The 24,476-nt window shown below is 70.3% G+C and carries 25 protein-coding genes; 14 read left to right on the forward strand and 11 right to left on the reverse strand.

What is annotated here, in order from left to right:
• Window positions 1–60 precede the first annotated feature (60 nt).
• Genes ABJI51_RS08370 through ABJI51_RS08395 form a run of 6 tightly spaced genes read left to right on the forward strand, consistent with a single transcriptional unit; the run spans window position 61 to window position 6,074 of the window.
• A complete protein-coding gene (locus ABJI51_RS08370; protein ID WP_348948897.1) occupies window positions 61–372 on the forward strand; it encodes a glycosyltransferase in 312 nt (103 codons plus the stop codon).
• Between the two features lie 57 nt (window positions 373–429).
• Window positions 430–1,071, forward strand: a complete 642-nt coding sequence (locus tag ABJI51_RS08375; RefSeq protein ID WP_348948899.1) for a glycosyltransferase family protein — start codon at window positions 430–432, stop codon at window positions 1,069–1,071.
• Window positions 1,068–2,309 (forward strand): ATP-grasp domain-containing protein, encoded by a 1,242-nt coding sequence (locus tag ABJI51_RS08380; protein ID WP_348948901.1) that lies wholly within the window; start codon window positions 1,068–1,070, stop codon window positions 2,307–2,309. Before ABJI51_RS08375 ends, ABJI51_RS08380 begins: the two co-directional genes overlap by 4 nt.
• Window positions 2,306–3,550 carry a hypothetical protein gene (locus ABJI51_RS08385; RefSeq protein WP_348948903.1) on the forward strand — a complete coding sequence of 415 codons (1,245 nt, stop codon included), beginning with the start codon at window positions 2,306–2,308 and terminating at the stop codon, window positions 3,548–3,550. The genes ABJI51_RS08380 and ABJI51_RS08385 overlap by 4 nt, the downstream gene beginning before the upstream one ends.
• 20 nt (window positions 3,551–3,570) lie before the next feature.
• On the forward strand, window positions 3,571–5,382 hold the full coding sequence (locus tag ABJI51_RS08390; protein WP_348948905.1) for a carbamoyltransferase family protein: 1,812 nt from the start codon (window positions 3,571–3,573) through the stop codon (window positions 5,380–5,382).
• Entirely contained in the window at window positions 5,379–6,074 is a 696-nt protein-coding gene (locus ABJI51_RS08395; RefSeq protein WP_348948907.1) for a hypothetical protein, read from the forward strand. The genes ABJI51_RS08390 and ABJI51_RS08395 overlap by 4 nt, the downstream gene beginning before the upstream one ends.
• Here the strand turns inward: ABJI51_RS08395 and ABJI51_RS08400 are convergent.
• The 5 genes from ABJI51_RS08400 to ABJI51_RS08420 all read right to left on the reverse strand — a co-directional run bounded on the left by ABJI51_RS08400 (window position 6,040) and on the right by ABJI51_RS08420 (window position 9,954).
• Complete coding sequence (locus ABJI51_RS08400; RefSeq protein ID WP_348948909.1) at window positions 6,040–6,666, reverse strand: TIGR03085 family metal-binding protein; 627 nt, start codon at window positions 6,664–6,666, stop codon at window positions 6,040–6,042. The genes ABJI51_RS08395 and ABJI51_RS08400 overlap by 35 nt on opposite strands.
• Window positions 6,667–6,838: 172 nt before the next feature.
• Window positions 6,839–8,227: a glutamate decarboxylase gene (gene gad / locus ABJI51_RS08405; protein ID WP_348948911.1), complete on the reverse strand. Its 1,389-nt coding sequence runs from the start codon at window positions 8,225–8,227 to the stop codon at window positions 6,839–6,841.
• Between the two features lie 73 nt (window positions 8,228–8,300).
• Window positions 8,301–8,777, reverse strand: coding sequence for a Dps family protein (locus ABJI51_RS08410; RefSeq protein WP_348948913.1), 477 nt, complete (start codon window positions 8,775–8,777; stop codon window positions 8,301–8,303).
• A 45-nt stretch (window positions 8,778–8,822) separates the two neighbouring features.
• Complete coding sequence (locus ABJI51_RS08415; protein ID WP_348949780.1) at window positions 8,823–9,245, reverse strand: organic hydroperoxide resistance protein; 423 nt, start codon at window positions 9,243–9,245, stop codon at window positions 8,823–8,825.
• Between the two features lie 136 nt (window positions 9,246–9,381).
• A complete protein-coding gene (locus ABJI51_RS08420; protein WP_348948915.1) occupies window positions 9,382–9,954 on the reverse strand; it encodes an NADPH-dependent FMN reductase in 573 nt (190 codons plus the stop codon).
• Between the two features lie 126 nt (window positions 9,955–10,080).
• On the opposite strand from ABJI51_RS08420, the gene ABJI51_RS08425 reads away from it, so the two are divergent.
• Window positions 10,081–11,133 carry an alpha/beta hydrolase gene (locus ABJI51_RS08425; RefSeq protein ID WP_348948917.1) on the forward strand — a complete coding sequence of 351 codons (1,053 nt, stop codon included), beginning with the start codon at window positions 10,081–10,083 and terminating at the stop codon, window positions 11,131–11,133.
• 320 nt (window positions 11,134–11,453) lie between these two features.
• On the opposite strand, the gene ABJI51_RS08430 is transcribed toward ABJI51_RS08425, so the two are convergent.
• Window positions 11,454–11,978: a hypothetical protein gene (locus tag ABJI51_RS08430; protein WP_348948918.1), complete on the reverse strand. Its 525-nt coding sequence runs from the start codon at window positions 11,976–11,978 to the stop codon at window positions 11,454–11,456.
• Window positions 11,979–12,591: 613 nt separating this feature from the next.
• Between ABJI51_RS08430 and ABJI51_RS08435 the strand changes: the two genes are divergently transcribed.
• Window positions 12,592–13,728, forward strand: coding sequence for an MFS transporter (locus ABJI51_RS08435; protein ID WP_431605592.1), 1,137 nt, complete (start codon window positions 12,592–12,594; stop codon window positions 13,726–13,728).
• A 78-nt stretch (window positions 13,729–13,806) separates the two neighbouring features.
• Here ABJI51_RS08435 and ABJI51_RS08440 read toward each other — a convergent pair whose 3' ends face one another.
• Together ABJI51_RS08440 and ABJI51_RS08445 are read right to left on the reverse strand one after the other, a co-directional pair.
• Window positions 13,807–14,187, reverse strand: coding sequence for a DUF8711 family protein (locus ABJI51_RS08440; protein WP_348948922.1), 381 nt, complete (start codon window positions 14,185–14,187; stop codon window positions 13,807–13,809).
• Window positions 14,188–14,203: 16 nt separating this feature from the next.
• Complete coding sequence (locus tag ABJI51_RS08445) at window positions 14,204–15,394, reverse strand: RtcB family protein (RefSeq protein ID WP_348948924.1); 1,191 nt, start codon at window positions 15,392–15,394, stop codon at window positions 14,204–14,206.
• Window positions 15,395–15,555: 161 nt separating this feature from the next.
• Between ABJI51_RS08445 and ABJI51_RS08450 the strand changes: the two genes are divergently transcribed.
• On the forward strand, window positions 15,556–15,804 hold the full coding sequence (locus tag ABJI51_RS08450) for a hypothetical protein (protein WP_348948925.1): 249 nt from the start codon (window positions 15,556–15,558) through the stop codon (window positions 15,802–15,804).
• A gap of 12 nt (window positions 15,805–15,816) precedes the next feature.
• Here the strand turns inward: ABJI51_RS08450 and ABJI51_RS08455 are convergent, their stop codons facing one another.
• Window positions 15,817–16,854, reverse strand: coding sequence for an aspartate-semialdehyde dehydrogenase (locus ABJI51_RS08455; protein ID WP_348948927.1), 1,038 nt, complete (start codon window positions 16,852–16,854; stop codon window positions 15,817–15,819).
• On the reverse strand, window positions 16,854–18,119 hold the full coding sequence (locus ABJI51_RS08460; protein WP_348948929.1) for an aspartate kinase: 1,266 nt from the start codon (window positions 18,117–18,119) through the stop codon (window positions 16,854–16,856). The genes ABJI51_RS08455 and ABJI51_RS08460 overlap by 1 nt, the downstream gene beginning before the upstream one ends.
• A gap of 228 nt (window positions 18,120–18,347) precedes the next feature.
• On the opposite strand from ABJI51_RS08460, the gene ABJI51_RS08465 reads away from it, so the two are divergent.
• From ABJI51_RS08465 to ABJI51_RS08475, 3 genes are all read left to right on the forward strand, one after another.
• Entirely contained in the window at window positions 18,348–18,938 is a 591-nt protein-coding gene (locus tag ABJI51_RS08465; protein WP_348948931.1) for a nitroreductase family protein, read from the forward strand.
• Between the two features lie 113 nt (window positions 18,939–19,051).
• Window positions 19,052–20,206 (forward strand): helix-turn-helix domain-containing protein, encoded by a 1,155-nt coding sequence (locus tag ABJI51_RS08470; RefSeq protein WP_348948933.1) that lies wholly within the window; start codon window positions 19,052–19,054, stop codon window positions 20,204–20,206.
• Window positions 20,207–20,232: 26 nt separating this feature from the next.
• Window positions 20,233–21,087 (forward strand): hypothetical protein, encoded by an 855-nt coding sequence (locus ABJI51_RS08475; RefSeq protein WP_348948934.1) that lies wholly within the window; start codon window positions 20,233–20,235, stop codon window positions 21,085–21,087.
• A 9-nt stretch (window positions 21,088–21,096) separates the two neighbouring features.
• Here the strand turns inward: ABJI51_RS08475 and ABJI51_RS08480 are convergent, their stop codons facing one another.
• A complete protein-coding gene (locus ABJI51_RS08480; RefSeq protein ID WP_348948936.1) occupies window positions 21,097–21,468 on the reverse strand; it encodes a hypothetical protein in 372 nt (123 codons plus the stop codon).
• Between the two features lie 240 nt (window positions 21,469–21,708).
• Here ABJI51_RS08480 and leuA point away from each other — a divergent pair, with 240 nt between their 5' ends.
• Window positions 21,709–23,469 carry a 2-isopropylmalate synthase gene (gene leuA / locus ABJI51_RS08485; RefSeq protein WP_348948938.1) on the forward strand — a complete coding sequence of 587 codons (1,761 nt, stop codon included), beginning with the start codon at window positions 21,709–21,711 and terminating at the stop codon, window positions 23,467–23,469.
• A complete protein-coding gene (locus tag ABJI51_RS08490) occupies window positions 23,466–24,437 on the forward strand; it encodes a helix-turn-helix transcriptional regulator (protein WP_348948940.1) in 972 nt (323 codons plus the stop codon). Before leuA ends, ABJI51_RS08490 begins: the two co-directional genes overlap by 4 nt.
• Window positions 24,438–24,476 lie beyond the last annotated feature (39 nt).

Raw genomic sequence — 24,476 nt, forward strand, 5'->3', positions numbered from 1 at the left:
GTATGCCACGGTCGGTGACCAAGCGGGCACAAGACCGGTACTGCGGCCTTGGCCAGGCAGATGACCAGCACTTTCCCTGGACCGGAGCAAAGTGGACTCAGCGTAGTCATTCCGTGCTTCAACGAAGCCGAGAACATCGAGCCGTCCTATCGGGAAATCACCAACGCACTGGGACAGTGTTCGCTCGAACTGTTTTACGTCGATGACGGGAGCACCGACGGGACCCTGACCAAGATCCATTCTCTCGCGGCCGCGGACCCGCGGGTGCGGTACGTGTCCTTTTCGCGCAATTTCGGTTTCGAAGCCGCCTTCTCGGCGGGCTACCGGTATGCCGCGAAGCCGTGGATCCTGCACATCGACGCCGACCAGTAGTTCCCCGCGGCCGAGGCGGCGAAGCTCATCGCGGCCGCCGAAGCAGGCCACGACGCGGTGTTCGGCGTCCGCACCAACCGACAGGACCCCCTGCTGCGGCGCTGGGGCACCGCCGCGTTCCACTTCGTCGGCCGCCGGGTGCTGCGCATCGAGATCCCGCAGGGCGCCACGGCGTTCCGGCTGGTCCGGGCCGAACTGGCCCGCAAGATCGTCGACCTGAGGCTCGGCACGCCGTACTTCCTGGCCACCGTCCCCCGGCTGACCAGCCGCTACACCTGCGTGCCGGTGGCGCACCGGGCCCGTGCGCGCGGTGAGTCCAAAGTGGGCATGGGATTCCTGGCCTCACACGCCATCGAGCTGTTCGTCGGGTTCACCCGGCGGCTGACGACGGCGGCCTCCGCGACGGCGTTGTTCGCCGCCGGGCTCGGCGTGCTCGCCGCGGGCGCGGCGGCGTTCGGGCTGCTCGGCGCGAGCGCCACGGCCGCGGTGCTGTTCGCCCTGATTTCCGTGCTGCTGCTGGTTTCCTCCCTGACCGTGCGCTACCTCGTCGTGATCGGCGCCGGGCAGCCGCGGCCGCGGCAGTTCTACATCCGGGAAGCGAACGTCGCCGTCGACGCCGACGACCGGCTCTTCACCGCCGAGGACCAGACCGGTCCGCGGCTCATCGACGTCCAACTGGGGAAAGGCGTTTCAGCGTGACGAAGTCCGAACAGGACCGGAAGAGGACCCTGGTGATCCTGGGGGGCGCGGACGGTTCGGTCAGCACCTACGAGCGGGCGCGGGAACTGGGGTTCCGCACGATCTGCGTCGACGTCCGCCCCGGCGCGCCCGCGGTGGCGTGCGCCGACGAGTTCCTGCAGGTCAGCGTGCGGGCACCGGAGCAGATCGCCGCGGCACTCGACGGACGGGACGACCTTGCCGGCGTGCTCTGCCCGGCCAGCGACGTCGGCCTGCCGGCGCTGGCCTGGCTGACGCGGCACTGGGGCATGCCGGATCCGCTGCCCGAGTACGCGGTGAAGGCGTCGACCGACAAGTCCGTGTTCCGCGCCCTGTGCGACCACCTGGGACTGCCGAGCTACCGCAGTGTCGGCGGCCGTCCCGGCCGGGAACTGGCCGACGCCGCCCGGCAGCTGCGCTTCCCGGCACTGGTCAAGCCGGTCGACTCCTCCGGCAGCCGCGGGGTCGTCTCGTGCTCCGGCCCGGGACGGCTGAACGCGGCGTTCACCGAGTCGCTCGCGTTCTCCCCGTCCGGGCGGCTGGTCGTGGAGGAACACCTCGACGGCACGCACTTCACCATCGAGGCGCTGGTCGTCGACGGCCGGACCGTCTTCCACGCCGTCACCGACCGCACGCTGACGCCGCCGCCGTTCTTCGTGACGTCGTCGCACCTGCTGCCCGGCGCCCTGCCCGCGGACGTCGAGCTGCAGCTGGTCGAGGCACTCGATCTCATCTGCACCGAGCTCGGCTACCGCACCGGCCCGCTCACCCTCGACGCCGTCCTCGGCCGGGACGGGCGGCTCTACCTCATCGAGATGGGGGCGCGGATGGGCGGCAACGGGCTGGCGGAGGCCATCGAGCACTGCTACGGCGCCGACCTGATCGCCGCCGGCATCGCGGCCGCCACCGGCGGCGAGGTGCGGCTGAACCTGCACGAGCCGAAGCCGACCCTGGTGCACATCCTCGCCTCCGACCGCGGCGGTCATCTGTCCGGTGTGGACGGTGTGGAGGACGTCCTGGCGATGCCCGGCCTCGTCGGGCTGCACCTGTTCGCCGACGCGGGCTCCTTCGTCCGGCCCTACGAGCAGGCCGGCCACAAGCTCGGCTACGTCGTGCTCACCGCCGGCTCGGTGCCCGAGCTGCTGTCGGTGGAGAACGCCGTGCGCGGCACGCTGAAGTTCCTGCTCCACGAGCAGGACATGGCGGTACCCCTGCCGTGACCGTGCCGTCCACCGCACCGCCGGTCGTGGCCGCGCCGCGGACGGCGGTCGTGCTGCGGCTGCTCGCCGGCCGGGGCGCGTTCCGGGTGTCGGTGCAGGTGATGGGGCTGGTCCTGATCACGGCGTGGGGTGCCCACGACTACGGGCGGTTCGCCAACGCGCTCGGCCTGATGGGCTGGCTGAACTTCGTGCCGTCCGCGGTGGAGAAGTCCGCGCTGAAGAGCCTGCCGCGGCTGCGGCTGACCCGGGACGCCGTCGCGGGCCTGGCGGTCCGGCTCGCCGCGGCGCCGGTGCTCGCGGTGCTGGCCGCCATGGTCGTCGCGCTGGTGACGGCCCCGCGGTCGGCCGCGGCGCTCTACCTGACGGCGGCGGCGTGGTCCATCGCCGGCGGGCTGCTGATGACCGTGTCCGGGCTGCACCGGCTGCGCGGGAAGTCCACTTTGGACGCACTCGCGTTCACCGCGGGAGCGGTCGTGGTCGGCGTCGTCACCTGCGTGACGTGGGCGGTGCGCTGGTCACCGGAGACGCATCTGGTGCTGCTGCTCGCCGGGCTTCTCGTGCTTCTCGGCGCTTCGGTGGCGTTGCTGCCGAGGCCGTGGCTGCGCGGCGGCAGCACGGGCCACCGGCTGCTGCCCGCGTTCGCGCGCAGCACCGTCCTGCTCGGCCTGACCGAACTGCTCGACGTGATCGCGACGTCGGTGGTGTTCGCCGTGCTCGCGCTGTCCGGGCGGACCACCGACAGCGGCCCGTTCTACCTGGCACTGCTCGTGTCGAGCGCGTTCTGCTCGCTGCTGTTCTACCAGCTGCGGCTGCACCAGCCTGCGGTCTCGCGGCGGATGCGCGGCACCGGCGCGGCGGCCGGGCGCGCACGGGCGGCGGTCCTGCTGCGGTTCGTCGAGCGGGCCGGGATCGCGTTCGCCGTGCTGCTCGGCGCCGGTCTCGCCGTGCCCGCCACCCGCGTGCTGCTCACTGCCGAAGACGCCTACCTCGCCCTCGGCGTCCTCGTGCTCGTCGAAACGGCGTTGTATGCGATCGGCCTGTACGCGGGCTTCCTCGTCGAAAACACCAACAGCAAGGTGCTGACGCTGACGTCGGGGACCGCCGTCGTGTCACTGGCCGCCACCGTCGTGGCCGCGGCGCTGCTCGTCCCGCCGCTGGGCCCGGTGGGCGGCTTCGCCGCGCTCGTCTTCGCCCTCGCGGTCAAGGCGGCAGTCCTGCGGCGCCTGCTCCGCCGTCACTGAAACCACTGGGAGGGAAAGTCATGTACGTACTGGGGATCAGCAGGGTCCACGACTCGGCGGCGGCGCTCGTGCGGGACGGCGAGATCGTCGCGTTCGCCGAAGAGGAACGGTTCACGCGCGTGAAGCACGACGGCGGCTTCCCCGCCGAGGCCATCAAGTTCTGCCTGGAGCGCGGCGGGATCACCCTGGCCGACGTCGACCACGTCGCCTACTACTGGCAGCGCTGGAAGGAAGGCATCCACGCCGCCAAGGTGTTCGCCCGCTACTTCCCCGGCACCCTGGAGGTCTTCCGCAACGCCAACGGCGACGAGGGCGGCCGGTCGGCCGGGCTGGTCGACACCTTCAAGACCGGCGGCGGCACGGGCAGCGACGACTACCACGTCGGCGGGGCCGTGCTCGCGCACATCAAGCGGTCCTTCACCCTCGAAAAGGACGTCAAGGAAGCCGCCGGGTGGACCGGCCCGGTGAAGTTCAAGACGCATCTGGTCGACCACCACCGGGCGCACGCGGCCAGCGGCTACTACATCTCGCCGTGGGACGAATCGGCCGTGCTCACCTTCGACGGCATCGGCAGCGACGGCACCGCCACCTACCTCGCGCACGGCCGTGGCAACCGGATCACCGACCTGCGGCGGATCAAGTTCCCGCATTCGCTCGGCGCGATGTACGCCGGGGTCACCGGCTACCTCGGCTTCTACCCGACGCGGGACGAGGGCAAGATCATGGGTCTCGCGCCGTTCGGCGAGGACACCTACGTCGACGCGTTCAAGCAGCTGATCCACCTGAAGGACGACGGCAGCTTCGAGCTGGACCTGAGCTGGTTCGGCCACCACCGCACCGGCAAGCACGTGATGTCGAAGAAGTTCACCGACACCTTCGGCCCGGCGCGGCCCAAGACCCGCGTCACGGCCGAAAACCCGGTCCCGCAGCACTACCGCGACATCGCGTACGCACTCCAGGTGACGCTCGAAGAGGCGGGCCTGCACCTGGCGCGGTGGCTGCAGCGGGAGACCGGCTCGAAGCGGCTGTGCGTGGCCGGCGGTGTCGCGCTGAACAGCGTGATGAACGGCCGGATCCTGCTGGAGACGCCGTTCGAGGACTTCTTCGCCCAGCCCGCGGCCGCCGACGACGGCTGCGCACTCGGTGCCGCGCTCGCGGTGTCGGTCGGCAAGTACGGCAAGCCGCGGCCGCGCGACGGCTACACCTACACCGGCCCGGACTACACCGAAGCCGAGATGGAGCAGGCACTGCAGGACGCAGGCGTCGAATACACGCGCGTCGAGGACATCGCCGCGCACACGGCGGCGAAGGTGGCCGAAGGCCGGATCGTCGGCTGGGTGCAGGGCCGGATGGAGTGCGGCCCGCGCGCGCTGGGCAACCGGTCGCTGATCGCCGACCCGCGCGACCCGGAGTCGAAGACGCGGATGAACGAGAAGGTCAAGCACCGCGAGGCGTTCCGGCCGTTCGCGCCGTCGTGCCTGGTGGAGCGGGCGGGCGAGTACTTCGTCAGCGACTACCCGTCGCCGGTGATGCTGCTGGTGTTCGACGTGCTGCCGCACAAGCGCGACGAGGTCCCGGCGATCACGCACGTCGACGGCACCGCGCGCGTGCAGACGGTCAGCAAGGAGGACAATCCGCTGTACTGGCGGATGATCAGCGAGTTCGAGCGGCTCACCGGCGTGCCGATGGTCGTCAACACCTCGTTCAACGACAACAACGAGCCCATCGTCGCGAGCCCGCAGGACGCGATCGCCTGCTACCTCAAGACCGACGTCGACGCGCTGGCGCTCGGCCCGTTCTGGGCGGAGAAGCCGCGGCTGGAGGAAGAGTGACGGTTTCGGTTGCGCCGGGCTGGGCCGGCACGCTCTACCGGCGGCGGCAGTGGCTGTGGCTGGTCGCCGCCGTCCCGGCCGTGGTCAGCACCCTGTTGATCATGGTGGTCCTGCCGCCGGACCAGACACTGGACAACGTCGGCGAATGGGCGTTCAAGCTGTGCCCGTTCGTCTTCGCGGTGCTGACGGTGTCGCTGTTCCCGCGCGGCCGGTTCGGCCCGGCGCTGATCGTCTTCGCGGTCTTCGTCTACATGTCCTATTTGGACACCGAGCTGGTGCTGCGGATCCAGCAGTTCGGGCGGTCGCCGGACTCGTTCGAGCCGGTGTACCAGTTCGAGCTGTTCGTCACGACGTTCATCGTGCTGTTCGGGCTGCTGGCCTACCGGCTCGGCGGTGGCCGGACGGCGAACGTGCTCAAGGTCGGCGTGGCGTCGATCCTCGTGGTGATCTCGGGGGTCAACGACCTGACGTTCTGGGCGCTCAACGACGTCTGGGCGGCGGGTGCGAAGCCGGCCGAGCTGAAGTGGGCGTCCCACATGATCGTGTTCCTCGGCGGGCCGCCGAGCGTGCCTGCCGCGGTCGCGTTCATGGTCGTGCACCTGGTGCTGGCCGCGGTCGTCGTCGCGCTGCCGGCCGGGCGGTGGGTCGACCGGGCGCTCAGAGTCCCCGCTTCGCCGCCTGCAGCTTCGTGACAGCGGCCGCGTCGCCCTCGAAGTCGAGGTGGACGGCGTCGCGGCCGAAGACGAACAACAGCAGGTCGACCGGGTCGCCGGTGATCGTGACCGGGTCCGGCCCGGTCCTGACCACGGCCTCCCGGCCGTCGCGGGTCCGGAGTGTCACGCCGACCGGCGCCTTGCGCAGGTTCAGCTTGGCGGCCTGCTTCGCCGACCGCCACGCGGCGGCGTCCCGGGTGGCGTCGGCGGGCCGGGGCGCCCAGTCCGGCTGCGCGCGCCGGACGTCCTCGTGGTGGACGAGGAACTCGGCGGTGTTGGTCAGCTCGTCGAGCGGCCCGATGGCGGTGGGCCAGAACTTCGCCGGACCGCGCCGCACCTGCCCGACCAGCTCGGCCCACGGCTTGGCGGCATAGCGGTCCTGCACCTTCCGGGTGTACCCGGCAAGGGCGGGCACGAGAATGCCGGGCGCGGCATCGGGCCGGTGCTCGCGCACGACGAGGTGCGCGGCGAGATCCCGCGTGGTCCAGCCCTCGCACAAGGTCGGCGCGTCGGGCCCGAGATCCTCGAAAAGCGCGCTCAGCGCCCGGCGTTCGTCAGCAGCGACACCCATGCGCCCGACGTTACCCGCGAGTACAAGCGCTGGCGACAGGAAGAGACGCCGAGCACGCGTAACTCGCGTGATCAGACACGTAACTCGCGTGATCAGGCCCGGTCCGGCTCCCATCACGCGAGTTACGGCTCCAGTCACGCCGGTTACGGGCTGGATCACGCGAGTCACGGGTTCAGTGGTGGAAGGCGGTCGCCTTGGCCGGGTCCTTCGGGCGGCCGCCGAGCTGCTCCAGCTCCGGGAGGACCCGGGCCAGGTCCGCCAGCAGCAGGTCCGCGAGGTCGTGCGTGAAGCCGTTGCGGACCACGATCCGCAGGACCGCCAGGTCCGTCCGGTTCTCCGGGAACGTGTACGCCGGCACCAGCCAGCCGCGCTCCCGCAGCCGGCGGGACACGTCGAAGACGTCGAAGCCGCTGTCCGAACGCGTGGTGAACGCGAACACCGGCAGCTCGTCTCCCCTGGTCAGCAGTTCGAACGGCCCCAGGGAGGCGATCCCGGCCGACAGGTGCGTCGCCACGTCCCGCGACGCCTGCTGGACCGCGCGGAAGCCTTCCCGGCCCAGCCGGACGAACGTGTAGTACTGGGCCGCCACCTCCGCGCCCGGGCGGGAGAAGTTCAGCGCGAACGTCGGCATGTCGCCGCCCAGGTAGTTGACGTTGAACACCAGCTCGGACGGCAGCGCCGCCTTGTCACGCCAGATCACCCAGCCGACACCCGGGTACACCAGCCCGTACTTGTGGCCCGAAGTGTTGATCGACGCCACGCGCGGCAGCCGGAAGTCCCACACCAGGTCCGGGTCGAGGAACGGCGCGACCATCGCGCCCGAAGCGCCGTCGACGTGCACCGGGATGTCCCAGCCGGTGCGCTCCTGCAGGGCGTCCAGCGCCTCGGCGATCTCCGCGACCGGCTCGTAGCTGCCGTCGAAGGTCGAGCCGAGGATCGCCACCACGCCGATCGTGTTCTCGTCGCAGCGGGCCACGGCCTCCTCGGCGGTCAGGTGGTACCGGTCGCCCTCCATCGGCACCAGCCGCGGCTCGACCTCCCAGTACTCGCAGAACTTCTCCCAGCACACCTGGACGTTCGCGCCCATCACCAGGTTCGGCTTCCCGCCGCGGCCCAGCCGGGACCAGCGCCGCTTCAGCGCCATCCCGGCGAGCATGCAGGCCTCCGACGACCCGGTCGTCGAGCAGCCCATGATGTCGGCCGGGTCGGGCGCGTGCCAGAGGTCGGCGAGGATGTTCACGCAGCGGCGCTCCAGCTCGGCCGTCTGCGGGTACTCGTCCTTGTCGATCATGTTCTTGTCGACGCACTCGGCCATCAGCTCGCGGGCCTGCGGTTCCATCCACGTGGTGACGAACGTGGCGAGGTTCAGCCGCGCGTTGCCGTCGAGCATGAGCTCGTCGCGCACGAGCTGCAGCGCGGTGTCCGGGGGCAGCGGGTCGTCGCGCAGCTTGTCGTGCGGCATGACGAACCCGGCCGCCAGTGCCGGGTTCGTCCCCGCGTAGAACGGATTCGTCCCGGCCGCGCGGTCCGGGCGGACGGCGTTCCCCTGATGCAAGACCATGCCCCCGAACGTACTGGCCCGCACCGACGAAAAAGGGCCGTCCCGTCCGGAACGGCCCTTTCGTGGCGCGAAGTCAGGCCTGCTGGGCCTGCCACATCCAGTGCGCCTCTTCCAGCGCGCGGGTGATCTCGATCAGCAGGTCCTGCGTGACGAGGTCGCTCTTGTCGGTCTCGTCGATGCGCTTGCGCAGCCGCTCGATCAGGGCCGCGAGGATGTCGACGATCGCCGCGACCGTCGACTCCACCGACTGCCAGTTGTCCGGGTACTCGGGCACGCCCGAGCTCTCGACGACCGTCTTCGCCTTGCCGTTCGGCGAGACGCCGATGGCGTTGGCGCGCTCGGCCACCTCGTCGACGTACTGGCGCGCGGTGTTGACCAGCTCGTCGAGCTGCAGGTGCGCGCTGCGGAAGTTCGGGCCGACGACGTTCCAGTGCGCCTGCTTGGCGATGAGGGACAGGTCGACCAGGTCGACCAGCGTGGCCTGCAGGGCGTTGCCGGTGATCTCCTTGTCGGCCTCGGACAGCGGGCTCTTGATCGGAGAGTTGCTCATCTGGTTGATCCTTTCCTCGTACTGGTTCGGACCGGGGTGCGCGGGTCAGACCGTCGCGGAGAGCGCGACCTCGATGTTGCCGCGGGTCGCGTTCGAGTACGGGCACACCTGGTGGGCCTGCTCGACCAGCTGGTCGGCCTGCGCCTGGTCCAGGCCGGGGAGCGAGACCTTGAGCGCGACGCCGAGGCCGAAGCCGACCTCCTGCTTGAGCACGCTCACCTCCGCCGTCACGGTCGAGCCGTTCAGCGGCACCTTGGCCTGGCGCGCGACCAGCTGCAGGGCGCTGTGGAAGCAGGCCGAGTAGCCGGCGGCGAAGAGCTGCTCGGGGTTGGTCTTGTCACCACCGGGGCCGCCCATCTCCTTCGGGACGGCCAGCGACTCGTCGATGACGCCGTCCGACGACGTCACCTCGCCGTTTCGGCCGTCCCCGCGTGCCGTCGCCACCGCCGTGTAGAGCGCCTGACCCATGTTCAGCCTGCCTTTGCGTTCCGGACGCTCCACTTCGAGCGTTCTCACTGGGCACAACATCCCGGCCCCGCGGAATGGTGCCGCTGCATGGCAGGCATCACGTGGACGAGTTACCCGGCGGCCTCCGGGCAAAACGTCATGCGGCGCGCGTCACCGCGAATTCGGCGACCTGTCGCCCGATCAGGCGAAGGGTGCGGACGCTCTTCTCGTCCGACGCGCCCCCGGCCTCGTCGAACTTGGTTTCGGCCGAGTTGATCGAGCCACCGAGCGGCGTGGCCCAGCCGCGCAGGGCGTGCGTGATCGTGCGCAGCTGCTCGAGCGTGGTCACCGCGGCCTGCCAGCCGTAGGCGACGGCGGCGAGGCCGACGGCGCGCCCGTCGAGGTAGGGACGGCGGTCGTCCCGCAGGTCCTCGACGTAGTCCAGGGCGTTCTTGACCAGGCCGGACAGCGCGCCGTGGTAGCCGGGCGACACGACGATCAGGCCGTCGGCCTGCCGGATGGCCTCGACGAGCCGGGTGGCGCGCTCGTCGCGCTCGGGCACGCCGGCGTCGTAGAACGGCAGCACCAGCTCCGGGCCGGTGAGCAGGCTGGTCCGCACGCCCACCTCGGCCGCGCCGTCGAGCGCGATCCGCAGGGCGTGTTCGGACTGCGAGCCCTCCCGGAGCGAGCCGCCGATCCCGAGCACGTTGACCGTCCTGGCTGAAGTCACGTTTTCCAGGCTAACCCCTCCACTTAACTGGAGGACCAGACTCTGGGACGGAGGTCCTGGTCACAGCTGGACCCGTTACCTACTGGCAAGTAACGTCCAGGGCGGCACCGACGCTCAGGAGGAACCATGGCGATCCCGCTCCCGATCCGTGTCCAGGCGGCCGCGTCCCAGCTGGTCTTCGGCCTGCCCGCACCGGCCCGGCGGGCGCTGGCGGGACGGCCCGTCCGCCTCGACGGCCAGGAACTCGCGCTCGACGCCCAGCTGCTGCTCCGGCTGCAGAAGATCGCGGGCGCCGAGCTGGTCCGCGGCTCGGTCGAGGAGTCCCGCGCCCTGCTCGACCTGGGCAGGCACCTGGTCAGCGGCAAGCCGATCGAGCCGGTCTCGGTGCGCGAGATCGCCGTGCCGACGCCCGACGGGGACCTGCCCGCGACGCTGTACACGCCGGCCGGGCTGCCCGACAAGTCGCCGCTGCTGGTGTTCTTCCACGGCGGCGGCTGGGTGGTCGGCACCCGCGCAAGCCACGACAACGCCGTCCGCTACCTGGCCAAGCACGCCGGCGTCCGGGTGCTGTCGATCGAGTACCGGCTGGCCCCGGAGTTCCCCTTCCCGGCGGCGACCGAGGACGCGCTGGCGGCGTTCGAGTACGCGGTGGCCAAGGCGGCCGACCTCGGCGCCGACCCGGCCCGCGTCGCCGTCGGCGGCGACAGCGCGGGCGGCAACCTCGCCGCGGTGACCGCCCAGCAGGCCGTCCGCCGCGGCGGCCCGGCACCGGCGTTCCAGCTGCTGATCTACCCGGCGACGGACTTCGCGCGGCGCTACCGCTCGCAGGACCTGTTCGCCGAGGACCTGTTCCTGACCGACGTGCACATGAAGTGGTTCGAGGGCCACTACGTGCCCGAAGGCACGGACCTGACCGACCCGCGGCTCTCGCCGTTGCGCGCGGACGACCTGAGCGGCCTGCCGCCCGCCCTGGTCGTCACGGCCGGGTTCGACCCGCTGCGCGACGAAGGCGAGGCGTACGCGGAGAAGCTGCGCGAAGCGGGGGTCGAGGTGGCGCTGCGGCGGCACGAGGACCTGATCCACGGGTTCATCAACTTCACCGGGGTCGGCACCCGGTTCCGCGAGGCGATGGCCGAGATGGCGGGCGCCCTGCGCCAGGGTCTGTCCACACGGGACTGACCGCTCCGGGCCAACGCGTACTGAAGTGCACCTTCCGTGCCGGTGACGCAAGGAAGGTGCCCTTCGCTGCGTCAGATGCCGCACAAGGTGGGCAAACCACCTTGTGCGGACCTACCGCTCGCGTGGAACCGCGGTCGGAGGCGGTCCGGTGTCTTGAATGACTCATTCAGGACCTCCCAAGACCCGAATGAGTCATTCAAGACACTGAGGTGAGCCGCCGCCGACCACCCAGGAAACCCGGAGCCCGGCGCGGAGAAATGTCCGCCGCCGGGCCCCGGGCCCCCCATTTTTCCTGTGGCTGCTTTCCTGTGACTAAGCCGTCACGACCCCGGCACCGGCAGTGGTGGCAGCGGCAGCGGCGGCACCGGCAGGGCACCGAGCAGGCCGCCCAGGATGCCGGTCAGGGCACCCAGCAGAGCCTTCAGCAGGTCGCTGACGATCTTCAGCGGGCCGGGCAGGTCCGGGATCGGCGGCAGCGGCAACGGCGGCAGCTGGCGCGGCTTCGCCGTCGGGTCGGCCAGCAGCCGGGCGGACTCGTCGGCGCGGCCCTTGGCCAGGCCGGCGAGCTGCTGGGTGTCGGTCTGGATCGTGTAGCGCTTCCCCGCCGCGATGTCCGCGAGCACGGGGTTCAGCTGACCCAGATCCGCCCGCGTCGCGCCGACGTTGCCCGCGTAGGCCACCTTGGTCAGGTCGTCACGCATCTGGAGCACCTGAGCGGCGAGGGCCTGGGTGCTGGAGGACCCCTTGCCCCCTGCCGGGCTCGCCGAAGCGATCCCCGCCGTCGCGACCGCAAGCAGACTGCCGGCGGCTACCAGGGCGATGGATCGCCCGAACTTGCCTTTCATTCCTTACCTCCTGGCCTCGGGAGACCTGACGGGATAAATCGATACCCCCCGTATCGGAGATAAGCCACCCGATCACCGGTTAGGGACGTTTTCTAACCCTTACGTGCCGAATCCGGAAGGGGCGAACTGGACCGCAATTGATTAACGTCGAAACCTTGTCCATCACCCCGAAGATCAACATGACCGATTCCGAGCATCACTGCTGGTAGCGGTTGTCCACTTTGGAGCAGCCGGGTAACTCACCCGGGTGTAAACGGTGATCGTTTGGCTTCATCACTCCGTCGGACCGCGTGTCGGGACTGCTCCAGACGGGGCGTCCCCCACGCTCGCACCGCCACCCACACGGGACGGGCGAGGTCGGCGCGGAAATGCGAAATCCGTTCGCCGATCGGAGCGGCGGACCCCGTCTCCAGGCGGTCCAGGACCACCAAAGTGGCGGCGTCCGGATCGCCCGCGGCCGGACGTCCGCCCGGCGCGAGCGTGCGGGCCGGCACCCGCCTCCCCGGAAATAACTTGCACGCGCGTACCACCCTGGGTTCTCATCGAGGACGTGCCGATGCAGCCCTATCGCCGGGTCCTCACCGTTCCCGGCGTCCCGTCGACGATGGCCCTGATGTTCCTGGCCCGGCTGCCGATGACCATGAACGGCGTGATGATGACGCTGTACATCGTCACCGGGCTCGGCCGCGGCTACGGCGCCGCGGGGCTGGTCGGCGCGGGTATCACCCTCGGCATGGCGCTCGGCGCGCCGCTGCTCGGCCGGTGCTTCGACCGGTACGGGCTGCGCCCGGTGGTCGCGGTGTGCGGGCTCGGCACGACGGCGTTCTGGTTCGCCGCGCCGCACCTGCCGTACGAGGCGCTGGCCGTCGTCGCGGTCCCGGCCGGGATGCTCTCGGTCCCCGCGGGTTCGCTGGCCCGGCAGATCCTGGCCGCGCTCGTCCCGCTCTCCGAGCGGCGGGCGGCGTACGCGCTCGACACGATCTCGATCGAAGCGACGTTCATGATCGGCCCGGCGGCGGGCATCGCGGCGATCACGGCGTTCTCCCCGACGTGGACGCTGTCGGCGCTCGGCGTGCTGTTCGGCGGCACGGCGCTGCTGATCTGGCTGGTCGACCCGCCGATCCGCGACGACCGCGAGCCGGTCGTGGCCGGGGTGCGGCCGAAGCTGCGCACCTGGCTGAGCGGCCACCTGGTGGCGACCCTGCTGATCGCGGGCGGCGCGCTGTTCGTGCTGGTCGGGACGGAACTGGCGACGCTCGCGGCCCTGCGCGAGCACGGCGACATCGGCAAGACGGGCCTGATCATCGCGGTGATGTGCGCGGCCTCGATCACCGGCGGGATCATCCACGGCGCCGTGCGGCGGTCACTGCCCCAGGGCGTGCTGATGTTCCTGCTCGCGGTGCTGGTCATCCCGGTCGGCCTGGCAGGCCATCCGTGGTGGCTGCTGATGCTGGTGCTGATCCCGACGAACCTGCTGTGCGCGCCGACCCTGGCGGCGACGACCGAGACGGTCAGCCGGATCGCGCCACCACAGGTCCGCGGCGAGGCAATGGGCCTGCAGGACGCGTCGACCCGCCTCGGCCTGGCACTGGGCAGCCCGGTGGTCGGCTTCGCGATCGACCACACGAGCCCGGCCTGGGGCTTCGCGGCGGCCGGGCTGGGCGGGCTGGTGATCGCGGCGGCCGGGCTGCTGCGCCGCCGCACCCCCGAACCGGCGCCGGCGGCGGAACTGGCGGAAAGCTCCTGCTAGCGGGTCTGCCGCAGCTGGTCGTGAGTGAGAAACAGTGTTCTAACCCTGTTTCTCACTCACGACCGCGGAACGGCGGGTTCAGCTGCAGGCCGCGCGCAGGGCGTCGAGCTTCTTGACGTTGCGCTGCACCCACTTGGCCACGACACCCGCGTCCTCGATGCGCTCCTTCTGCACCTCGACGTAGGAGTCGGCCATGCCGAGCAGCGCCTTCTTGACGTCCTGGTCGCCGACGTTCGCCGCCAGCTCGCGCAGCCGGCGCTCCTTGTCCTCGGCGCGGGCCTTGAGCCGGTCCGGGTCGACCAGCGGGTTCAGGTCGGCGAGCCCGAGTGCCTCGGTGCACGTCGAAACCTTGTCCGCCGCCTTGCTCCCCTGGTCGACCGCGTTGCTGACCTGGTCGCACCCGCTCAGCAGCAGTGCGCTCGCGGCCAGCAGCGCGGCCGTGGTTCCACCCCTCGTCATGAAGCCACGGTACCGGTCAGCCCTTGACGCAGACCACCTGCTTGAGGTGGGCGACGACCTCGACCAGGTCCGTCTGCGCGCGGATCACCGATTCGATGTCCTTGTACGCCGCCGGGATCTCGTCGACGACGCCCGAGTCCTTGCGGCATTCCACGCCCGCCGTCTGCGCCGCGAGGTCGTCGGCCGTGAACAGCTTCTTGGCCTTGTTCCGCGACATCCGCCGTCCCGCGCCGTGCGAGGCCGACTGGAACGACGACTCGTTGCCCAGCCCGCGGACGATGTACGAACCGGTCCCCATGCTGCCCGGGATGATCCCGAGGTCGCCGGAACCCGCCCGGATCGCCCCCTTCCGGGTGACGAGCAGGTCGACGCCGTCGTAGGTCTCCTCGGCGACGTAGTTGTGGTGGCAGGAGATCGCGTCGTCGAACGTGACCTGCGGCAGCTCGTCGCGCACCGCCTGCTTCACCAGCGCGACCATCGTGGCGCGGTTGCGCGCCGCGTAGTCCTGCGCCCAGAACAGGTCGCGCCGGTACGCCTCCATCTCCGGCGTGCCCGCGACGAACACCGCGAGGTCGCGGTCCGGCAGGTCGGCGTTGTGCGGGAGCTTGCGCGCGACCGCCATGTGCCGCTCCGCCAGCTCCTTGCCGATGTTGCGCGAACCCGAGTGCAGCATCAGCCAGACCCGGCCCTCGTCGGCGCCGCCCTGTTCGAGGCAGACCTCGATGAAGTGGTTCCCGCCGCCGAGGCTGCCGATCTGCCGCGCGGCCCGGTCGTGCAGCTCCTGGACGCCGGGGTGCAGCTCGCCGAAGCCCTTCCAGAACGCGTCCCAGCCGCCGACGCCGTGCACCTTCGCCGGGTTCACCGGCGTCTTGTGCAGCCCGAAGCCCACCGGCACGGCCGACTCGATGCGGCGGCGCAGCCTGCCGAGGTCGTCCGGCAGGTCGGCGGCGGTGAGCGACGTCCGGACGGCACTCATCCCGCACCCGATGTCGACCCCGACGGCGGCGGGCGAGACGGCGTCGCGCATCGCGATGACGCTGCCGACGGTCGCGCCCTTGCCGTAGTGCACGTCGGGCATCACGGCGACGCCGTGCACCCACGGCAGGTTCGCGACGTTCTGCAGCTGCCGCATGGCCTGGTCTTCGACGGACGCGGGGTCCGCCCACATCCGGATCGGGACGCGGGCCCCCTCGACAGCGGTGTACATGGTTCCTCCCCTGAAAGCGTTTTGCGGTGCCCAGGATCCCCCGGGCACCGCAAACGAACAAGGCGATTTCCGCAGCCTCCCGGGCTCCTCACATCGGTGGTTCTCCCGCACCGGCCGGGAACCTACGCTGCCGGAAACCGTCTCCGGCGAAAGGACCTGCCGTGAACCGCATCGAAGCCGCCGCTTCCGCCCTCCCCGCCCCGCTCGAAATCGTCGTCGAGGAACGGCCCGTGGCCTGCTTCGCCGCCGCCGCGCAGTACGTCGAGAACGTCAGGCGTGCCATGGCCACCCACCAGCGCCACGTCGACGGCGGGACGGGCAACGGGTTCGCCGACGACCGCCGGCTGGGCGGCCTGGCGGCGAACCGGGAAACGCTGTCCGCGACGGCGTTGCTGGCACTGCGTGCGTGACCGGCGCGGCGCTCAGCCCCGGGCGACCAGCTCCGCGATCTGCACGGCGTTGAGCGCCGCGCCCTTGCGCAGGTTGTCGTTCGAGATGAACAGCGCCAGCCCGCGACCGCCCTCGACGCCCTGGTCGACGCGGATGCGGCCGACGTAGCTCGGGTCGTTGCCCGCCGCCTGCAGCGGGGTCGGGATCTCCGACAGCTCGACGCCGGGGGCGTGCGACAGCAGCTCGGTCGCGCGTTCGACGGTCAGCGGCCGCTCGAACTCCGCGTTCACCGAGATCGAGTGACCCGAGAACACCGGCACCCGCACGCAGGTGCAGGAGACGCCGAGGCCGGGGATGCTCAGGATCTTGCGGCTCTCGTTGCGGAACTTCTTCTCCTCGTCCGTCTCCAGCTCGCCGTCGTCCACAATGGACCCGGCCATCGGCAGGACGTTGAACGCGATCGGGCGGACGTACTTCTCCGGCGCAGGGAACTCGATCGCCGCGCCGTCGTGGGTCAGCAGCGCCGCGTGCTCGGCCGCCGCCTTGACCTGGTTCGCCAGCTCGTCGACACCGGCCAGCCCGCTGCCGGACACCGCCTGGTAGGTCGAGGCGACCAGCCGCACCAGCCCCGCCTCGTCGTGCAGCGGCTTGAGCACTGGCATCGCGGCCATGGTGGTGCAGTTGGGGTTCGCGATGATCCCCTTCCGCGCCTCCTTGACGGCTTCGGGGTTGACCTCGCTGACGACCAGCGGCACGTCCGGGTCCATCCGGAACGCCGAGGAGTTGTCGATCACCGTGACCCCGGCGGCGGCGAACCGCGGCGCCTGCGCCTTCGACGTCGACCCGCCCGCGGAGAACAGCGCGATGTCCAAACCGGACGGATCGGCCGTCGCCGCGTCCTCGACCGTGATTTCGGTGTCGCGCCAGGGAAGCTTCGACCCCGCCGAGCGCGCCGAAGCGAAGTAACGCAGTTCCGCGATCGGGAACTCCCGCTCCGCCAGCAGCTTGCGCATCACCGCGCCGACCTGGCCGGTCGCGCCGACCACCCCGACCCGCAGCCCGTCCGCCATCAGCGACCACTCCCCGCGTAGACGACGGCTTCTTCGTCGCCGCCGAGTTCGAACGCCTCGTGGATCGCGCGCACGGCGTCGTCGAGCTGCGCGTCCCGGATCAGCACCGAGATGCGGATCTCCGAGGTGTTGATGATTTCGATGTTGACGCCGACCTGGGCCAGCGCCTCGCAGAACGTCGCCGTGACACCCGGGTGCGAGCGCATCCCGGCGCCGACCAGCGACACCTTGCCGACATGGTCGTCGTAGAGGACCGACTCGAAGCCGATCTCCTCCTTGACCTTCTCCAGTTCCTTGACCGCCTTGGCGCCGTTGGCCTTCGACAGCGTGAAGGTGATGTCCGTGCGGCCGGACACGGTGCTGGACACGTTCTGCAGCACCATGTCGATGTCGATCTCGGCGTCGGCGATCACGCGGAAGATCCGGGCCGCGGCACCGGCGTGGTCCGGCACCCCGGTGACCGTGATCTTGGCTTCGGAGCGGTCGTGCGCCACACCGGTGATCAGGGCTTGTTCCACGGGGATCTCCTCGATAGAACCGGTCACCGTGGTGCCCGGCTTGTCACTGTAGGAAGAACGGACTCGGATCGGCACGCCGTAGCGGCGCGCGTACTCGACCGAACGCAGGTGCAGGATCTTCGACCCGCTGGCGGCCAGCTCCAGCATCTCCTCGTACGGGATGGTGTCGAGCTTGCGCGCGTCCGGCACGATCCGCGGGTCGGCGGAGTACACACCGTCCACATCGGAGTAGATCTCGCAGACGTCGGCGTTGAGCGCGGCGGCGAGCGCGACGGCGGTGGTGTCCGACCCGCCCCGGCCCAGCGTGGTGATGTCCTTGGTGTCCTGCGCGACGCCCTGGAAGCCGGCGACGAGTGCGATGTAGCCCTGCTCGAGGGCCTCGGTGACCCGGCTGGGGGTGACGTCGATGATGCGCGCGTTGCCGTGCACGGACGTCGTGACGACGCCTGCCTGCGAGCCGGTGAACGACCAGGCCTCGGCGCCGTGTGCCGAGATCGCCATGGCGACCAGCGCGTTCGAGATGCGCTCACCGGCGGTGAGCAGCATGTCCATCTCCCGCTCCGGCGGCGCCGGGTTCACCTGCTGCGCCAGGTCGAGCAGCTCGTCGGTGGTGTCACCCATCGCCGAGCAGACGACCACGACGTCGTTGCCTGCCTTCTTGGTGGCGACGATCCGTTCCGCGACGCGCTTGATCCGGTCGGCACTTTCCAGCGACGATCCGCCGTACTTCTGGACCACGAGGGCCACGCCCGAACCTCCTCGCGGGCCGGGCGGCTCCCTGGTGGGCACCGGAGAGCCCCCGCGTCCCATGATTTGACCAGGAGCCTACCGGGGCGGCAGCGGCCCGCCACCCTCTTGACGTGGGCGGGGCCCGTCCGGCGGGTCACTCGGAAGTAAATCTTCCGCAACAGCAACGAAATGTGCGGAGCCCTTCCTTCCGAGTGATGCAGCGCACGCCTGGGTAGGGTCGGCATCATGCGAAAGCCGGCTGTGACGAGTGTCCCGATCGCCCGCCTCCTGGCCGAGCGCTGGAGCCCCCGCGCGTACGACGAGTCGGCGAGCGTGCCCCCGGACCAGCTCCGCGCCCTGCTGGAGGCGGCCCGCTGGGCCCCGTCGTTCGGCAACACCCAGCCGGCCCGCTACCTGGTGGGCGTCCGCGGAACAAGGTCGTTCGACGCGATCCTGGCGGCGTTGAACTCGGGCAACCAGGCCTGGGCCCACCGCGCGAGCGTGCTGCTGATCGGCGCGATGGTGACAACGAACGAGAAGGGACAGGTGCCGTACGCGGAGTACGGGCTCGGGCTGGCGACGGAGAACCTGGTGCTGCAGGCGGTGGAGCTGGGACTGGCGGCCCACCAGATGGCGGGATTCTCGCCGGAGTCGGTGCGGACGTCGTTCTCCCTGCCGGACGACGTGGTGCCGCGCGTGGCCGTCGCGGTCGGGCTGCCTGCCGCGCCGGAGGTCCTGGAGGAGGAGTGGCGGATCGCGCGGGAGAAGGCGGAGCGGGAGCGGGTGCCGCTGACGGAGTTCGCGTTCACCGGCGAGTGGGGCAAGCCGGCCCTCTGACCCAGCCTGAGCTGCCAAGTTGCTCCTAACTTCAACTTGCCCCGACGGGGAAAGTTCCGGTTTCGGGCAACTTATTGTTGACTGTACGTATTCACTCGTGACACTATGCTGCCATGAGCGCCGTCGAGCCCCCCGCTGAGCCTTCGCTGCTCGAGCGAGCGCTCGAAACGCTACGGGGAGTACTGGGCACCCACTGGTCGGTCGTCATCGGCAACGCCAGGGAGATCGGCGCCGGCTCCCGCACGGGACTCGACGCCCTGGTTCGGATCATTCCGCCCGGTACCCGGGACAAGCCTGCCGAACTCCTGGTCGAAGTCAGGGAGCAGGTCACTCCGCGCTACGCGGAAAGCCACCTCGTCCCGTTGAGCAGCAGCCTCCGGGAAGCGCAAATACCGTTCATCGTGCTTCTGGTGGCGCGCTGGATCAGTCCCCGCACCCAGGACGTGCTGCGTGGACACGGGATCGGGTACCTGGATCTCACCGGCAATGCCTTCCTGTCCTCGACCGACCCGGCGATAAGAATCCTCACCCAAGGAGACCGCCGCGCTCCCAGACCGGTCCAACCGAATTCGAAGAACGTCACACTCGCCGGGCCGAGAGCCGGCCGCGTCGTTCGGTTCCTGGTGGATTTCACACCCCCGTACCGACCGACGGACATAGCCGAAGCCGCCGGGGTCAGCCTGCCGTGGGTATCCCGGCTGCTGACGCAACTGGAGGAGCAGTTGCTCGTCCGGCGCGAAGGCCGCGACATCGTCCGTGTCGACTGGCCGGAACTACTGCGCGCCCGGGCAGCCTCCTACGACCTGCTCCGGCACAACCCGTATGTCGGAGCTCTTGCGCCCCGGGGCATCGGCGAGGTGCTCGACCGGCTCCGGAAGCTGGACCTCGGAGCCGAAGAACGGCCACGAGCCGCAGTCACCGGACACTACGCGGCACGCGTGCTCTCACCACTCGCCAGCGGCGGGCAGCTGATGCTCTACACGGAAGCCGGCCCGCATCCGCCCCACCGGCTCGCCGAAGAGCTCGGCCTTTTCGAGGTCGACGAAGGAGCGGAAGTCCTCCTGCTGCGCCGTCACGACGAGGTGGTCTTCGAGAGGTGCCGTGTCGTGGACGGGATTCCGCATGTGGCGTACAGCCAGCTCGTCCTGGACGGGCTCGGCGGCCCAGGACGGATGCCGTCCGAAGCCGTGGCAGTGCTTGAGTACATGTCCGAAAACGAGAGCTCCTGGCGGGAACCGGGCAAGCCCGTCCGGCTGCCCCGGTTCTGAGCCTTCCTCCACGAGAAAGCGATCTGGTGTCCAAAGTTCCGGACGGCATCGACCCTCGGCAACTCTCGATCGTGGCGCGGCGGGTGCTGCTCGACGGCCTCGAGGCCCTGCGCGATCACGCCGAAGCGATCACTGTCGTCGGTGCCCAGGCTGTCTACCTGCGATCGGCCGATGCCGCTGTCACGGCGGCTGCCTACACGTCCGACGGTGACCTGGGACTCGACCCGTGCCTGCTCGAAAACGAGCCTCTGCTGAGTGAAGCACTGCGTAGCGCAGGTTTCGAACTGCTCCAGCCCGACCAGGCCGGCCTGTGGGGCCGCACCGAGCTGATCCACGGCGTCGCGACGTCCGTCGAACTCGATCTGCTGATGGGCGACTCACTGGTTCGCGGTCGCCGCGGTGCTCGAATCCCACCCCACGACGAGAGATCCGTTCGCCGGGTGGCTGGCATCGAAACCGCCGTCGTCGATCGTTCCCGGCTCACCATCGCCGCTCTGGACGAAACCGACAAGCGGCAAATGTCCGTCTACGTCGCGGGCACCGCAGCCTTGCTGGTGGCCAAGGCCTACAAGCTCAAAGACCGATACGACGCGCGGGTAAGCAAGCCACACCGGCTCGTCGACAAAGACGCGGGAGATGTCTACCGGCTGATGTCGGCCACCCGCCCGGCTGACGTTGCCGCTTCCTTCCTGAACCTGATCGCCCACGATCGGGTGAGCGCAGTCACCACGACCGGTCTGGGCTACCTGCACGAACTGTTCGGCGGAGCGGAGGCCCCCGGTGTGCGGCTGGCGGTCAGCGCCCTCGCCGGCGATGTTCCGGCAGCACGTATCCGTGCGCTCGCGCCGGCGTTCGTTCGCGCGCTGCCCCGGCCGAACTGAGCCGCGGCCTCAAGCAGCGCCGCCCACCCGGCGGATGACCTTCGCGACGATCCCCGACACCACGAGCCAGAAGATCGCCGCGATGCCGTAGTTCACCAGGACGCGCAGCTTTTCGTCACTCGGTGTGAACAGGTCGCCGAAGCCCAGGGCCAGGCTGTCGGCCCAGGAGCGGACGAACGACACTATGCCGTTGTTCGGGTTCGCCGAGCCCACCGTGAAGATCACGTGGATCACCAGCAGTGCCGCGAAGACCAGGCCCGCCCAGCGGACGATCGAGGCCAGCACCGAGGCCACGCGGCCCCGCGTCTGGCGCCAGTCGACGGGCGCCCGGCGGGAGACGCGGGTCTCCTCCGCCGATGACGACTCTGCGTGTTCACCCATGCCCGCAGTCTGACATGGAGCTACACCGATGGCTACCCGCTGGTAACACCAATGGCGCATCCTCGAATAACAGTTCCGTCGCGGCCCGGCTTCCCTCCGCCCGCGGTCCGTGGTTATGGTGGGGTCGTGGCGCGCGCTCTCCTGCTTCGCTGCCGCGACGGGGCCTGACCGGACCGGCTCCCCGTCGCGGGGATTCGTGGTGCCGGTCGCACCCGTCGATCTGGAGACACCCGAACTCGCATGAGCAAGATCCGCAAACCCTCCCGTCCCGCGCCCGCCGGCCAGCCCGCCTGGAACACCCAGCGCGGCACGTCCATGCCGGTCCACCGCTACCGTCCGTGGTACGACCTGGTCGAGAACATCGACCTGCCCGACCGCACGTGGCCCGACAAGCGCATCGAGCGCGCGCCGCTGTGGTGTGCCGTCGACCTGCGGGACGGCAACCAGGCGCTGATCGACCCGATGTCGCCCGCGCGCAAGCGCAAGTTCTTCGACCTGCTGGTCCGCATGGGCTACAAGGAGATCGAGGTCGGCTTCCCGGCCGCGTCGCAGACCGACTTCGACTTCGTCCGCGAGATCATCGACGAGCACGCCATCCCCGACGACGTCAGCATCCAGGTGCTGACCCAGTGCCGTCCCGAGCTGATCGAGCGGACCTTCGAGGCCCTCGAAGGCGCGCCGCGCGCGATCGTCCACATCTACAACTCGACGTCGATCCTGCAGCGCCGCGTGGTCTTCCGCGAGGAACGCGAAGGCATCAAGAAGATCGCGACGCAGGGCGCCGAAATGGTCCTCGACCTGGCCGCCCGGCAGCCCGACACCGACTTCCGCTTCCAGTACTCGCCGGAGTCCTACACCGGCACCGAGCTGTCGTACGCGCTCGAGGTCTGCAACGCCGTCACCGACATCTGGCAGCCGACGCCCGAGAAGCCGGTGATCCTGAACCTGCCGGCGACCGTCGAGATGGCCACCCCGAACGTCTACGCCGACTCGATCGAGTGGATGAGCCGCAACCTGGCCCGCCGCGACTCGGTCATCCTGTCGCTGCACCCGCACAACGACCGCGGCACCGGCATCGCCGCCGCCGAGCTGGGCTACCAGGCCGGCGCGGACCGGATCGAGGGCTGCCTGTTCGGCAACGGCGAGCGCACCGGCAACGTCGACCTGGTCGCGCTGGGCATGAACCTCTACAGCCAGGGCATCGACCCGCAGATCGACTTCTCCGACATGGACGAGATCAAGCGGACGGTCGAGTACTGCAACCAGCTGCCGGTCGGCGAGCGCTCGCCGTGGGGCGGCGACCTGGTGTTCACCGCGTTCTCCGGCAGCCACCAGGACGCGATCAACAAGGGTCTCGACGCACTGAAGGACGCCGCCGACAAGGCGGGCGTACCGGTCGAGGACTACCCGTGGGAGGTCCCGTACCTGCCGATCGACCCGAAGGACGTCGGCCGCACGTACGAGGCCGTGATCCGGGTGAACTCGCAGTCGGGCAAGGGCGGCGTCGCCTACATCATGAAGGCCGAGCACCAGCTCGACCTGCCGCGGCGCCTGCAGATCGAGTTCTCGAAGGTGATCCAGCGCTACACCGACACCGAGGGCGGCGAGGTCGACCCGGCCACGATGTGGAACGCGTTCTCGGCCGAGTACCTGGAGCTGAAGACGCCGCTGGAGCTGGTCCGCCAGCACGTCCGCGACAACGGCGACGGCGAGTACGACATCACCGCGACGGTCCGCGTGGAGGGTGACGAGCACGAGGTCACCGGCCGCGGCAACGGCCCGATCGCGGCGTTCTTCGACGCGCTGTCGACGGTCGGGTTCGACCTGCGCCTGCTGGACTACAGCGAGCACACGCTCTCCCCGGGCGACGACGCGCGCGCGGCGTCGTACATCGAGTGCGCGATCTCCGACCGGGTGTTCTGGGGCATCGGGATCGACCCGTCGATCGTCACGGCGTCGCTGCGTGCGGTCGTGTCGGCGGTGAACCGCGCCAACCGGTGAGGGCCGAGCGGCTGGTCGCGCTGCTGTTCACGCTCCAGCGTCGACGCAGCGCGACCGCCGCCGAGCTCGCGGCGGAGCTGGGGGTCTCGGAGCGCACGATGCACCGCGACCTGGCGGCGCTGCGCGACGCGGGCGTTCCACTGTGGACGGAACAGGGCCGCCACGGCGGCTTCCGCCTGGTCGACGGCTGGCGCGCAAAACTCGACGGCCTGACAGCACGCGAGGCGGTCGCGCTGTTCGCACTCGGCGTGCCGGAGGCACTGGCGGTGCTGGGCCTCGACACGGCGGGCAGCGCGGCGCGGGCGAAGGTGGCCGCCGGCATGCCCGCCGAGCTGCGCGAACACGCGGCACTGGTGGCCGGCCGCTTCCACCTGGACGCACCGGGCTGGTTCGGCAGCGCGGACGAGCCGACGGCGCTGGCGACGGTGGTCCAGGCGGTGTGGGCGCAGCGCCGTCTCGCGGTGGTCTACCAGCGCCGCGACAAGCCGGCGACGCGAGAGCTGGAGCCGCTGGGCCTCGTGCTGAAGGCGGGCGTGTGGTACCTGGTGGCCCGGGTGGTCCCGGACGACGCGCTCCGGACGTACCGGGTGTCCCGCATCGCCCGCGCGGAGCTGCAGGAGACCACGTTCGACCGGCCGCCGGACTTCGACCTGCGCGCGTGGTGGCGTGCTTCGTCGGCGACGTTCGAGCAGGTGGCGCGGCCGTTGCGGGTGAAGGCGCGGCTGAGCCGCCTTGCGGTCCGCGAACTGCGGCGGGTGTTCGGCGGGGAGCACCTCGCGGATACCGTGGTGTCGCTGGCGGAGCCGGATGCGACAGGGTGGGCCGAGGCCGAACTCGCCCTGGAAGACGACGAGATCGGCCTCGGCCAGCTGGTTGCGTTGAGCCCGGGGGTCGAGGTGCTGGACCCGCCGTCGCTGCGGGCGGCACTGGCCCGGGTCGGTGCCGAGCTGGCGGCGCGGAACGGGTGACGCCGGGCTGGGCTTCCGGCCGCCCGAAACGACATGAAC

The sequence above is a fragment of the Amycolatopsis melonis genome (assembly GCF_040064235.1).
Taxonomy (GTDB): domain Bacteria; phylum Actinomycetota; class Actinomycetes; order Mycobacteriales; family Pseudonocardiaceae; genus Amycolatopsis; species Amycolatopsis melonis.

What these genes read in the sequence shown, in the direction of transcription:
- ABJI51_RS08370 (WP_348948897.1), top strand. Translation starts at nt 61, where the DNA reads ATGACCAGCACTTTCCCTGGACCGGAGCAAAGTGGACTCAGCGTAGTC.
- ABJI51_RS08390 (WP_348948905.1), top strand. Translation starts at nt 3,571, where the DNA reads ATGTACGTACTGGGGATCAGCAGGGTCCACGACTCGGCGGCGGCGCTC.
- ABJI51_RS08400 (WP_348948909.1), bottom strand. Translation starts at nt 6,666, where the DNA reads ATGGGTGTCGCTGCTGACGAACGCCGGGCGCTGAGCGCGCTTTTCGAG.
- gad (WP_348948911.1), bottom strand. Translation starts at nt 8,227, where the DNA reads ATGGTCTTGCATCAGGGGAACGCCGTCCGCCCGGACCGCGCGGCCGGG.
- ABJI51_RS08410 (WP_348948913.1), bottom strand. Translation starts at nt 8,777, where the DNA reads ATGAGCAACTCTCCGATCAAGAGCCCGCTGTCCGAGGCCGACAAGGAG.
- ABJI51_RS08415 (WP_348949780.1), bottom strand. Translation starts at nt 9,245, where the DNA reads ATGGGTCAGGCGCTCTACACGGCGGTGGCGACGGCACGCGGGGACGGC.
- ABJI51_RS08425 (WP_348948917.1), top strand. Translation starts at nt 10,081, where the DNA reads ATGGCGATCCCGCTCCCGATCCGTGTCCAGGCGGCCGCGTCCCAGCTG.
- ABJI51_RS08430 (WP_348948918.1), bottom strand. Translation starts at nt 11,978, where the DNA reads ATGAAAGGCAAGTTCGGGCGATCCATCGCCCTGGTAGCCGCCGGCAGT.
- ABJI51_RS08435 (WP_431605592.1), top strand. Translation starts at nt 12,592, where the DNA reads ATGTTCCTGGCCCGGCTGCCGATGACCATGAACGGCGTGATGATGACG.
- ABJI51_RS08440 (WP_348948922.1), bottom strand. Translation starts at nt 14,187, where the DNA reads ATGACGAGGGGTGGAACCACGGCCGCGCTGCTGGCCGCGAGCGCACTG.
- ABJI51_RS08445 (WP_348948924.1), bottom strand. Translation starts at nt 15,394, where the DNA reads ATGTACACCGCTGTCGAGGGGGCCCGCGTCCCGATCCGGATGTGGGCG.
- ABJI51_RS08455 (WP_348948927.1), bottom strand. Translation starts at nt 16,854, where the DNA reads ATGGCGGACGGGCTGCGGGTCGGGGTGGTCGGCGCGACCGGCCAGGTC.
- ABJI51_RS08465 (WP_348948931.1), top strand. Translation starts at nt 18,348, where the DNA reads ATGCGAAAGCCGGCTGTGACGAGTGTCCCGATCGCCCGCCTCCTGGCC.
- ABJI51_RS08470 (WP_348948933.1), top strand. Translation starts at nt 19,052, where the DNA reads ATGAGCGCCGTCGAGCCCCCCGCTGAGCCTTCGCTGCTCGAGCGAGCG.
- ABJI51_RS08480 (WP_348948936.1), bottom strand. Translation starts at nt 21,468, where the DNA reads ATGGGTGAACACGCAGAGTCGTCATCGGCGGAGGAGACCCGCGTCTCC.
- leuA (WP_348948938.1), top strand. Translation starts at nt 21,709, where the DNA reads ATGAGCAAGATCCGCAAACCCTCCCGTCCCGCGCCCGCCGGCCAGCCC.